The sequence below is a fragment of the Rhodococcus jostii NBRC 16295 genome, assembly GCF_001894825.1.
In the GTDB taxonomy this organism is placed as follows: Bacteria; Actinomycetota; Actinomycetes; order Mycobacteriales; family Mycobacteriaceae; genus Rhodococcus_F; species Rhodococcus_F jostii.
Genome location: NZ_BCWY01000096.1, coordinates 1 through 11,673 on the forward strand (window position 1 = coordinate 1; position 11,673 = coordinate 11,673).

Annotated in this window: 11 protein-coding genes; all 11 read left to right on the top strand. The window is 67.5% G+C overall.

Annotated features, from left to right (window positions below):
- A partial coding sequence (locus tag RJ1_RS37390) for a cell division protein FtsQ/DivIB (protein WP_255284936.1) occupies positions 1-858 on the top strand: 858 nt, incomplete at its 5' end.
- Positions 859-1,075: 217 nt separating this feature from the next.
- Positions 1,076-2,272 carry a cell division protein FtsZ gene (ftsZ, locus tag RJ1_RS37395; RefSeq protein WP_073368281.1) on the top strand — a complete coding sequence of 399 codons (1,197 nt, stop codon included), beginning with the start codon at positions 1,076-1,078 and terminating at the stop codon, positions 2,270-2,272.
- Complete coding sequence (pgeF, locus tag RJ1_RS37400) at positions 2,269-3,012, top strand: peptidoglycan editing factor PgeF (RefSeq protein WP_073368284.1); 744 nt, start codon at positions 2,269-2,271, stop codon at positions 3,010-3,012. The genes ftsZ and pgeF overlap by 4 nt, the downstream gene beginning before the upstream one ends.
- A 27-nt stretch (positions 3,013-3,039) precedes the next feature.
- On the top strand, positions 3,040-3,813 hold the full coding sequence (locus tag RJ1_RS37405) for a YggS family pyridoxal phosphate-dependent enzyme (protein ID WP_378382260.1): 774 nt from the start codon (positions 3,040-3,042) through the stop codon (positions 3,811-3,813).
- An 83-nt stretch (positions 3,814-3,896) separates the two neighbouring features.
- Positions 3,897-4,574 (top strand): cell division protein SepF, encoded by a 678-nt coding sequence (locus tag RJ1_RS37410; RefSeq protein ID WP_073368287.1) that lies wholly within the window; start codon positions 3,897-3,899, stop codon positions 4,572-4,574.
- 133 nt (positions 4,575-4,707) lie between these two features.
- Positions 4,708-5,010 carry a YggT family protein gene (locus RJ1_RS37415; protein WP_005247609.1) on the top strand — a complete coding sequence of 101 codons (303 nt, stop codon included), beginning with the start codon at positions 4,708-4,710 and terminating at the stop codon, positions 5,008-5,010.
- A 102-nt stretch (positions 5,011-5,112) separates the two neighbouring features.
- Complete coding sequence (gene wag31, locus RJ1_RS37420) at positions 5,113-5,955, top strand: DivIVA-like cell division protein Wag31 (protein WP_073368289.1); 843 nt, start codon at positions 5,113-5,115, stop codon at positions 5,953-5,955.
- Positions 5,956-6,004: 49 nt separating this feature from the next.
- Positions 6,005-6,256, top strand: coding sequence for a hypothetical protein (locus RJ1_RS37425; protein WP_073368292.1), 252 nt, complete (start codon positions 6,005-6,007; stop codon positions 6,254-6,256).
- Between the two features lie 262 nt (positions 6,257-6,518).
- The gene (gene ileS / locus RJ1_RS37430; RefSeq protein WP_073368294.1) at positions 6,519-9,638 is read left to right on the top strand and encodes an isoleucine--tRNA ligase; all 3,120 of its coding nucleotides are present in this window, start codon (positions 6,519-6,521) and stop codon (positions 9,636-9,638) included.
- 61 nt (positions 9,639-9,699) lie between these two features.
- Positions 9,700-11,019, top strand: coding sequence for a DNA polymerase IV (locus RJ1_RS37435; protein ID WP_439958220.1), 1,320 nt, complete (start codon positions 9,700-9,702; stop codon positions 11,017-11,019).
- Positions 11,020-11,171: 152 nt separating this feature from the next.
- On the top strand, positions 11,172-11,672 hold the full coding sequence (locus RJ1_RS37440) for a WKL family lipoprotein (protein ID WP_073368297.1): 501 nt from the start codon (positions 11,172-11,174) through the stop codon (positions 11,670-11,672).
- The last annotated feature ends 1 nt before the right edge of the window (position 11,673 follow it).

Here is an 11,673-nt window from a genome sequence, read left to right on the forward strand (position 1 = left end):
CGGCCGGACCGCCCTGTCCGCCGCGACACCCAGCGCAGTCCGCGGCCCGGGCAGGCGTCCGGCACCCGCGCGAACCCGGGTGAGCGAACCTCGGCGCGTCGCCGTACCTCGACCGCCACCGACCCCGGAACCGGTCGTGCCCGCGAATCCGCTTCGGCGGCACGGAAGTCCGCCGCGGCGGCGACGCCGCGGCGTCCGTGGTACCGCCGCCCGGCCGTGATGGGCGTCGTCGGACTGGTCGTGGTGGTGGCCCTCGGCGTCGTCGCGTGGTTCACGCCGCTGCTGTCGGTGCGCGAGACGGACGTTTCGGGGGCGTCGTCGATCTCCGAGGAACAGATTCGCCTGGCACTGGCGGTGCCTCAGGGGCAGCCGCTGCTGCGTGTCGACACCGAGGGCGCGGCTCAGCGGGTCGCGGCGATCCCGAAGGTGGCGTCCGCGCGGGTGCAGCGGGTGTACCCGTCCACCATCCGCGTCACGGTCACCGAGCGCGTGCCCGTCGTGTTCATCGACACCCCCGGCGGCACCCACCTCCTCGACGCCGAGGCCGTCGACTACGAGATCGCGCCGCCGCCGCCCGGGGTTCCGCTCCTGGTGACGGAGGACCCCGGGTGGGGCGACCCGTCGACGGAGGCGGCCATCGAGGTGCTGGAGTCGATGCCGCCGCAGCTGCGCGGGCAGGTGGGACAGGTTGCCGCGAAGTCGATTTCGGACATCTCGGTGACGCTGCTCGACGGCCGGATCGTGGTGTGGGGCGGAACCGAGAAGTCCGAGCGCAAGGCTGCCGTCACGCTGCCGCTGCTCACGCAGCCCGGGCAGACGTACGACGTGTCCAGTCCCGACCTGCCGACGGTGCGGTGAGTGGCTGTGACGCGGATCCGAAACGGATGCGGGGGAGTTCGTCAAATAACTCGGCGCGTCTCGGCGCGCCTAATGGCGTATCACCATGCCGGTGCATAGCGTTTCGCTCTAGTCGAGCAGCACTTGACATAACCGTAACCCTATGGTTGAAGTTGAGGGTTCAGGCCCGGCTGATTTGTACGAAAGCGTGATACACACTCATGGAAGGCGAGAGCCGATGACGCCCCCGCACAACTACCTCGCCGTAATAAAGGTCGTCGGCATCGGCGGCGGCGGCGTGAACGCAGTCAACCGGATGATCGAGCAGGGACTCAAGGGAGTCGAGTTCATTGCCGTCAACACCGACGCGCAAGCGCTGCTGATGAGTGACGCCGACGTCAAGCTCGACGTCGGCCGGGAACTCACCCGCGGGCTCGGGGCCGGCGCGGATCCCGAAGTCGGCCGCAAGGCCGCAGAAGACCACAAGGACGAGATCGAGGAAGTCCTCAAGGGCGCCGACATGGTGTTCGTGACCGCAGGTGAGGGCGGCGGCACGGGTACCGGTGGCGCACCGGTCGTCGCGAGTATCGCGCGCAAGCTCGGTGCCCTCACCGTCGGCGTCGTCACGCGGCCCTTCTCCTTCGAGGGCAAGCGCCGCGGCGGCCAGGCCGACACCGGCATCCAGTCGCTGCGCGAATCCTGCGACACCCTCATCGTGATCCCGAACGACCGCCTCCTGCAGCTCGGCGACGCCGCGGTCAGCCTCATGGATGCGTTCCGCAGCGCCGACGAGGTCCTGCTCAACGGTGTCCAGGGCATCACCGACCTCATCACCACCCCCGGTCTGATCAACGTCGACTTCGCCGACGTCAAAGGCGTCATGTCCGGCGCCGGTAGCGCGCTGATGGGAATCGGATCCTCGCGCGGCGAGGGCCGGGCCATCAAGGCCGCGGAATCGGCGATCAACTCCCCGCTGCTCGAGGCGTCGATGGAGGGTGCGCGCGGCGTGCTGCTGTCGATCGCCGGTGGCAGCGACCTCGGCCTGTTCGAGATCAACGAGGCTGCGTCGCTGGTGCAGGAAGCCGCCCACATCGACGCCAACATCATCTTCGGCACCGTGATCGACGATTCGCTCGGCGACGAGGTGCGGGTCACCGTCATCGCCGCCGGATTCGACGGCGGCGCCCCGGCCCGTCGTCCGGTCGAGTCGGGTGCTGCCGGACGCAGCGCCATCGGCGCCGGACGGGCAGGCGAGGTGGGACAGTCCGAGCAGCAGGGCAACGAGCCGATGTCGGTGACCCGCGAGACGATCAGCTCCCACCAGAGCCCGAGCAGTCTGCCGCCGCTTCCGGGAAACGGTCAGTCCCGCGCGGTGCCGGTGTCCGACGAGGAGGGTGAAGACGAAGTCGACGTGCCCTCCTTCATGCGTCGTTGAGTTCGCCGGCCGCGCCCGATTTCCGGGTTCGCCGGGTCGTCACCACCCGCGCGGGAGGGAACTCCGCCGCGCCGTACGACACGTTCAACCTCGGTGACCACGTGGGCGACGACCCGGCTGCGGTGGAGGCGAACCGGCGCCGGCTGGCGGACAAGATCGGGGTGCCCTTCGACCACCTGATCTGGATGGAGCAGATCCACAGTCGCAACGTGACGGTGGTCGACGGTCCGACCGACGCGGTGGTGCCGGCCACGGACGCCCTGGTGACGACCGTTCCGGGGCTCGCCCTCGCGACGCTCAGCGCCGACTGCGTGCCGGTGCTGCTCTCCGACGACGAGGCCGGTGTGATCGCCGCCGTCCACGCCGGCCGGATCGGCGCCCGCATCGGCATCGTTCCCCGGGTGCTCGACGTGATGGTCGAGCAAGGTGCGCAGATCGACCGGATCGGCGCCTTCCTGGGGCCTGCGGCGAGCGGCCGCCAGTACGAGGTTCCCGCGGCAATGCAGGCGGACGTCGAGAAGTTCCTTCCCGGCAGCGCCACCCGCACCGTCAAGGGCACGCCCGGTCTCGATCTGCGCGCAGGTCTGCGGAAGCAACTGCTCGACGCGGGCGTCGTGGGAGTCGCGGAGGACCCGCGCTGCACCATCGAGGACCAGACACTGTTCAGTCATCGCCGGCAGGCCCCGACCGGTCGGCTCGCGGCGGTGATCTGGATGGATACTGGGCAGGACGGAGAGTAGACGACTGCCGCCGGCGGCGGCGCAGATATGACTGCCGCCGGCGGCGGCGAGGGATTCAGTGTGGGAGTGGAGACGATGAGCAGGGTCGGGGAGATCGAGGCTGCGCTCGGAGCCGTGCGTGAACGGCTCGACGCGGCGTGCCGGGACGCCGGGCGCGACCCCTCGGAGGTGTCGCTTCTTCCCGTCACCAAGTTCTTCCCCGAATCGGACGCACGGATCCTGTACGACCTCGGCTGCCGCGAGTTCGGGGAGTCGCGGGAGCAGGAGGCCACCGCGAAGATCGAGGCGTTCCGCGCCGCGGTCACCGACCCGTCGGTGCGGTGGCACATGATCGGGCACCTGCAGCGCAACAAGGCGAAGGCCATCGCGCACTGGGCGTATGCCATCCACTCAGTGGACAGCGAACGACTCGTCGGAGCACTCGGGCGGGCGGCGACCGCGGCCCTCGACGCGGGGGAGCGGTCCGATCCACTGCGGGTGCTCCTGCAGGTCAGCCTGGACGGGGATCCGCACCGCGGCGGTGCGGCGATCGCCGACCTCGAACACCTTGCCGCGCAGGTGCAGTCGTCGCCGGGGCTCGAATACCGCGGGCTGATGGCAGTGCCGCCGATCGATGCCGACCCCGACGCGGCGTTCGAGGAGTTGCAGAACATACACGCACGACTGCGGCGCGAACATCCGGATGCGACGGAACTCTCGGCGGGCATGACGAATGATCTCGAGCACGCTGTCCGACACGGGTCCACGTGCGTGCGTGTCGGAACCGCGGTGTTGGGTTCGAGGCCTATAACCTCGAAATAGATCGCCCAGGTGATCGCCAACCCGTCCACCGCTGCGACCGGTCGCAGTTGGATCCTGTCCGCCGCGCCAAGGAAGGTCGATCAATGAGCAGTCTGCACAAGTTCAAGGCTTACTTCGGCATGGTTCCCCTCGACGACTACGAGGACGAGTACCTGGACGAGCCGGAACCTGCGCGCCGGCCTGCTCGACCCGCGCGCGACGGTGGACGCGACCCGTATCACGACCGCGACGACCGTGACTTCGCCGAACCGGCCTTCAGTAAGGCTGCCTACGCTCCCGGTCGCCGGGACGACCTCGACGACGACTTCGACCGTTACGACGCCCCGCGGCACTCGTCCAGGGTCGAACCGGTGGCCGTGCGGTCGGCCCGGCCGAGCGCGAGCGGTGCGGTGCGCGGCAGCACCCGCGGCGCGCTCGCCGTCGACACCCGATCAGAGCGGGTGGAGAGTCGGCGCGGACCTCTCTTCGACGAAGGGGGCCCCCTGTCCAAGATCACCACCCTCCGGCCCCGCGACTACGGTGAGGCCCGCACCATCGGCGAGCGGTTCCGCGACGGCACCCCCGTCATCATGGACCTGGTCGAGATGAGCAACGCCGACGCCAAGCGGCTCGTGGATTTCGCTGCGGGGCTCGCGTTCGCGCTGCGCGGGTCGTTCGACAAGGTGGCCACGAAGGTGTTCTTGCTCTCACCCGCAGACATCGATGTGTCCGCCGAGGAGCGTCGCCGGATCGCGGAGACCGGCTTCTACAGCCAGAAGTAGACCGGGGAGCGGGGGAAACGACCATCGGGATCCGAACGTCCGGAACGACGCGGGCCGCGGCGGCTGTGGCGGAAAATGCCCTGGCCACGCGGCTCGTTTTGATCGACCGGACATTCTCAGGCAGAGTGAAGGTGTGGCCTTGTTCTCGGTGATCTACTTGATACTGTTTGTGTTTTGGCTGCTACTCATCGGCAGAATCATTGTCGAGTTCGTACGGACCTTCGCACGAGACTGGCGGCCGACCGGCGTCGTGGTCGTTATTCTCGAGGCGATTTTTACGGTCACCGATCCACCGGTCAAACTGCTGCGGCGGTTGATCCCCCCGATCAATCTCGGTGGGGTGCGGTTGGATCTATCCATCATGGTCTTGCTGTTCATCGTCTTCATACTGATGTCGATCGTTCAGGGACAAGCGCGAGCTACAGGGCTGGTGTGACAGAATGGGCCCCATTGATCCAGTCTTGTTTCACCGTTACGTAGACTGCGCTGTAACTGAATGCTTGCTAGACCGCCAAATGACGCGTGAAGGGATCCTTCCATGCCGCTGACTCCCGCTGATGTGCACAATGTCGCGTTCAGCAAGCCACCGATCGGTAAGCGGGGCTACAACGAAGACGAAGTCGATGCGTTTCTCGACCTCGTCGAGCAAGAGTTGTCGCGCCTGATCGAGGAGAACGCCGACCTTCGGCAGCGAGTGGGGGAGCTCGACAAGGAGCTCGCCGATGCGAAGAAGGCTCCACGCTCCGGGTCCGCAGCACCGACTCCGGCTCCCAAGGCGGAGCCGGCCCGCGTCGTCGAGCAGCCCAAGGCTCCTGCTCCCGCACCGGCTCCCGCCGCCGTGGCAGCTGCACCCGCACAGGGCGCCGACGCGCACATGCAGGCAGCCAAGGTTCTGGGCCTCGCCCAGGAAATGGCGGACCGCCTCACGAGCGACGCGAAGACCGAGTCCGAGCAGCTGCTCGGCAATGCGCGCACCAACTCCGAGCAGCTGGTCAGCGATGCACGGACGCGTTCCGAGACGATGGTCGCGGACGCTCGCCAGAAGTCGGAAGCACTGATCACCGACGCTCAGACCCGTTCCGAGACCCAGCTGCGCCAGGCCAAGGAAAAGGCCGACGCGCTGCAGGCGGACGCGGAGAAGAAGCACACCGAGATCATGGCGACGATCAACCAGCAGCGTTCCGTTCTGGAGGGTCGTATCGAGCAGCTCAAGACGTTCGAGCGCGAATACCGTGTGCGCCTGAAGTCGTACTTGGAGTCGCAGCTCGAGGAACTGGAGCAGCGGGGATCCGCAGTTCCGGTGGACGGCGGTCAGGATTCGTTCGCGCAGGGTGGATCGCAGTCCAATTACAGCCAGTCCTACGCCAAGGGCAATAGCTGACTGAGCGCGCGGTAGTTGCCCAGCCAGCGGCCCGGATAGAGGTTGAGCCGTGCTGGTCGTGACACTCGCTCTTGCAGCGGTGGGATTCGCTCTCCTGGTGGTGGCTCTGATGACCGGTTCGGTCGTCTGGGCCTGGGGATGCATCGCAGTGTGCGTCGCCGGAGCGGTCCTGCTGCTCGTCAGTGCCCTCGCCGGTAAGAAGGCGGCGGTGGTGCCGGGGCAGCCCGCGAGCGGCGTCCCCGGCGAACGCAATTCCGGACCGGACACCGGCCCGACACCCGGTTCCGACGAGGCCGACTGACCTGTCGTCCGGCGGTGGCGACTAGACTGCATTCAGCGAATAATGCAGTGACCAAGTTCTTGCGGCGTAGATCCGGCCATCACCGGGGAGCCTTCGGAAGAACGGCCGGTATGCCGGCTCAGTAGAACCGAACGGGTGGGCCCGTCACAGCCCGGCACCGAGAGGCGCCTTCCGGGGCGCAAGCGGGGTGGTACCGCGGTGGTGACGCACGAGGCGTCTCCGTCGTCCCCGTGCCGAGTACGTCAGGCACGAGGAGATCGCGGTGACCGACACCAGCACTAACGAGTCCTACCCCAAGGTCGACTACGGCGTCGCACAGGATGTCGGCGTCCGGTTCCCCGAGATCGAGCAGCGAGTGCTGGCCGGTTGGGACGAGGACGACACCTTCCGGGCATCGGTCTCCCAGCGCGACGACGCCCCCGAATTCGTGTTCTACGACGGGCCGCCGTTCGCAAACGGCCTCCCACACTACGGGCACCTCCTCACGGGGTACGTCAAGGACCTGATCCCGCGGTTCCAGACGATGCGCGGCAAGAAGGTCGAGCGCCGGTTCGGCTGGGACACCCACGGACTTCCCGCCGAACTCGAGGCGGAGAAGCAGCTCGGTATCAAGACCGGCGACATCAACGAGATGGGCATCGCCCGGTTCAACGACCACTGCCGTCAGTCGGTGCTGCGATACACCGAGGAGTGGCGCGACTACGTCACCCGTCAGGCCCGGTGGGTCGACTTCGACAACGACTACAAGACGCTCGACCTCGACTTCATGGAGTCGGTCATGTGGGCGTTCAAACAATTGTGGGACAAGGGACTCGTCTACCAGGGTTTCCGGGTGCTGCCGTACAGCTGGTACGAGCAGACTCCGCTGTCGAATCAGGAGTCCAAGCTCGACGACGCGTACAAGATGCGCCAGGATCCCGCCGTCACCGTCGACATGCCGCTGCACGGTGAAGGTCCTCTCGACGGCGCCAATGCGATCATCTGGACCACCACGCCGTGGACGCTGCCGTCCAACCTCGCCGTCGCCGTGCATCCGGACATCGACTACGTCCAGGTGACGGGCGCCGACGGGAAGCGTTACGTGCTCGCCAAGGATCGGCTGGGGCACTACGCCCGCGAACTCGGCGACTCGCCCGAGGTGCTGTCCGAGCACAAGGGTGTGGATCTCGTCGGTCTCCGCTACGACCCTCCGTTCGATTTCTTCGTCGGTCACGAGAACGCGCACCGCGTCCTCTCCGCCGACTACGTCACCACCGAGTCCGGCACCGGAATCGTCCACCTCGCACCGGCTTTCGGTGAGGAGGACATGGAGTACTGCGCGGCGAACGGGATCGAGATCGTGCAGCCGCTCGACGCGGGCGGCAAGTTCACCGCGCTGGTCCCGCCGTACGAGGGTCTGCAGGTGTTCGACGCGAACCCGGTCATCATCAAGGACCTCAAGGCTGCTGGAAAGTTGCTGCGGCACGAGACGATCGAGCACTCGTACCCGCACAGTTGGCGCAGCGGTCAGCCGCTGATCTACATGGCGGTCCCGTCGTGGTTCGTCGCGGTCACCGAGTTCCGCGACCGCATGGTGGAGCTGAACAAGGGCATCACCTGGGTGCCCGAGCACATCCGCGACGGCCAGTTCGGCAAGTGGCTCGAAGGTGCCCGCGACTGGAACATCAGCCGCAACCGGTACTGGGGCAGCCCGATTCCGGTGTGGGTGTCCGACGATCCGGCCTACCCGCGCACCGACGTGTACGGCTCGCTCGACGAACTCGAGCGCGACTTCGGCGTGCGACCGACCGATCTGCACCGCCCGATGATCGACGAACTGGTGCGCCCCAACCCGGACGACCCGACCGGGAAGTCGACGATGCGGCGCGTGCCCGAGGTCCTCGACTGCTGGTTCGAGTCGGGGTCGATGCCGTTTGCTCAGGTGCACTACCCCTTCGAGAACCAGGACTGGTTCGACAGCCATTTCCCGGGCGACTTCATCGTCGAGTACAACGGGCAGACCCGTGGCTGGTTCTACAACCTGCACGTGCTCGCGACGGCGCTGTTCGACAGGCCGGCATTCAAGACGGTGGCGGCGCACGGCATCGTGCTGGGTGACGACGGACTGAAGATGAGTAAGTCCAAGGGCAACTACCCGGACGTCAACGAGGTGTTCGACCGTGACGGCTCCGACGCCATGAGGTGGTTCCTCATGTCCTCGCCCATCCTGCGCGGCGGCAATCTGGTCGTCACTGAGCAGGGCATCCGCGACGGCGTGCGGCAGGCGATCCTGCCGCTGTGGAACGCGTGGAGCTTCCTGCAGCTGTACGCGCCGACGTCCGGCACGTGGCGCACAGACTCGACGAACGTCCTGGACCGGTACATCCTCGCGAAGCTGGCCGGAACCCGGGACGTCATCACCGAGGCGCTCGAGACGAACGACATCGCCGGAGCCTGTGACGAACTGCGCACGTTCTGCGACGCCCTGACGAACTGGTATGTGCGACGGTCGCGTTCGCGGTTCTGGGACGAGGACACCGACGCGGTCGACACGCTGCACACCGTGCTCGAGGTGGTCACCCGGCTCGCCGCTCCGCTGCTGCCGCTGATCAGTGAGGTGATCTGGCGGGGGCTCACCGGCGGACGGTCCGTGCATCTCGCGGACTGGCCTGCCCAGAAGGAGTTGCCGGCGGATGTGGAGTTGGTGTCGGCGATGGACGAGGTCCGGTCGGTGTGCTCGACCGTCCTCGGACTCCGCAAGGCGCAGAACCTCCGGGTGCGGCTGCCGCTGCCCGAGGTGACCGTGGCCTCCGACGACGCGGAGCGGCTGCGCCCGTACCTCGGTCTCATCGCCGACGAGGTCAACGTCAAGAAGGTCGACCTCACCACGGACGTGGACGCGCACGGCCGGTTCGAACTCGTCGTCAACGCACGGGCCGCGGGACCGCGCCTCGGCAAGGACGTGCAGACCGTCATCAAGGCCGTGAAGGCCGGTGACTGGTCGGAGAATGCGGACGGTGTCGTCGTCGCGGCCGGAATCGAGTTGCTGCCGGAGGAGTACACGCAGCGGCTCGTGGCGGCCGAACCGGAGTCGACGGCGGCTCTGCCCGACGGTGCCGGTCTGGTCGTCCTGGACTCGGCGGTTACCGAGGAACTCGAGGCCGAGGGGTGGGCGAAGGACCGTATCCGCGAGTTGCAGGACGCGCGCCGCGCGGCGGGGCTCGAGGTGTCCGATCGGATCACCGTCGTCCTCGACGTTCCGGCGGAACGGCGGGACTGGGCCCTCGCGCACCGCGAGTTGATCGCGGGCGAGATCCTGGCCGTCGAGCTGGAACTGGCCGACGCGCCGGGCGACGCCGTCGAACTCGGCGAGGGTGTGCGGGCGGCGATCGCCAAGGCATGACCTGTCGGACCGGGCGGGTATTTTGCACGGGGTGAGCCGTCGGTGGGTGTTGCACCTCGACATGGACGCGTTCTTCGCGTCGGTCGAGCAGCTCACCCGGCCGACGCTCCGTGGCCGCCCGGTTCTGGTCGGCGGTCTCGGCGGGCGCGGCGTCGTCGCCGGAGCCAGTTACGAGGCGCGCGTGTTCGGCGCGCGGTCGGCGATGCCGATGCATCAGGCCCGCAGGCTGGTCGGTCCCGGCGCGGTGGTGCTGCCGCCGCGGGGACGCCTCTACGGCATGCTGAGCAAGTCCGTGTTCGACGCCCTCCGCGGCCCGATGCCGGTGCTCGAGCAACTGTCCATGGACGAGGCGTTCGGCGAACCCACCGAACTGGCCGGGGCGGATGCGGCCACAGTGCAACGCTATTGCGAAGGCCTGCGCGCCCTCGTTCTCGAACAGACCGGACTGGTCGCGTCCATCGGGGCCGGGTCGGGAAAACAGGTGGCCAAGATCGCGTCCGGTCTCGCCAAACCCGACGGGATCACGGTAATTCCGCCGGAGGAGCAGCGGGAGCTGCTGGACGGGCTGCCGGTCCGGAAGCTGTGGGGGATAGGCCCCGTCGCGGAGGAGAAACTGAAGCGGCTCGGCATCGAGACCATCGGCGGTTTCGCGCGGACTCCCGAATCGGAGGTGGCGTCCATTCTGGGCACCACGGTCGGACCGGGCCTGCACCGGCTGGCGCAGGGCATCGACAACCGGCCGGTGGCCGAGCGCGCCGAGTCCAAACAGGTCAGTGCCGAGACGACTTTCGCCACCGACATCGTCACGATGGCCGAACTGCGGGGCGCGGTCGAATCGAGCGCCGCGTCCGCGTTTGTGCGCTTGCAGAAGGACGGCCGCGCCGCGCGGACGGTGGTGCTGAAGCTGAAGAAGGCGGACATGAGCATCGTGACGCGTTCGGTCACACTGCCGTACGCGACACTCGACCGTCAGATCCTCGTCGCGGCGGCGCAGCGTCAGGTGATCGATCCGCTCGAACTCGGGCCGGTACGACTGGTGGGGGTGGGATTCGCCGGACTGTCGACCGTCCGCCAGGGCTCGCTGTTTCCCGAACTGGACCTGGACGTCCCGGGCTATCAGGAGTCGAAGATCACGGAGGCGGGCGCCGACGACGGCCTCTCCGCGCCCGTTCCCGCCCCCGCGCGGGCGATCGACACCCGGTGGCATCCCGGTCTCGACGTGACGCACCCCGACTTCGGCCACGGCTGGGTGCAGGGGGCCGGGCACGGCGTGGTGACGGTCCGATTCGAAACGCGCACAACGGGTCCGGGGAAGGCGCGGACCTTCAAGGAGGACGACGTGCAACTCGAACGGGCCGATGTGGAAGGCTCGCTCGAGTGACCGGACCCACCGCCCGGACGAGGGAGTGGAGACCGGCTCCACGAGAAGGTAGCCTCGGGCGCTGATGCTTACCCTTGGGTAATGTTGGCCCGGGTAGCGATAGATGCTCAGATCGTCCGAGAACGAATACCGAGAATGAAGAGGTTATTGAGTTGAAGCTTCGTAAGATCACGGTTGCCGGAGTAGCAATCGCCGCAGCCCTCACGATGTCCGCGTGTGGCTCCGACGAGAGCGACACGGCGACCAAGACCACGACGACGACTTCCGCAGCTGCCGAGACCTCGGAAGCCATCGAGGTGCCCACCGCGGCCGATCTCAACGCGCTTCTGGTGCAGGGACTCGATCCGGCCACGCCGCTCGAGGTCAAGTCCGCGATGGTCGAGGGCTCGGAGCAGGATCCGCAGCTCATCAACCAGGTCGCCGCCGCCGCCAAGGCCAACAACGCCGAGGTCACCGTTCTGGACCCGGTCATCGACAACGGTGACGGCACCGCCAGCGGCCAGCTGCAGCTGACCGTCAACGGCCAGGTCCAGCAGGGTGGCGTTCCGGCCATCTTCGTTCCCGGCGAGAACGGAACGTGGAAGCTGTCGAAGATCACCGCATGCCAGATCGTGTCGCTCGCGCAGCTGACCTCGCCTGCGTGCCCGGCCTGAT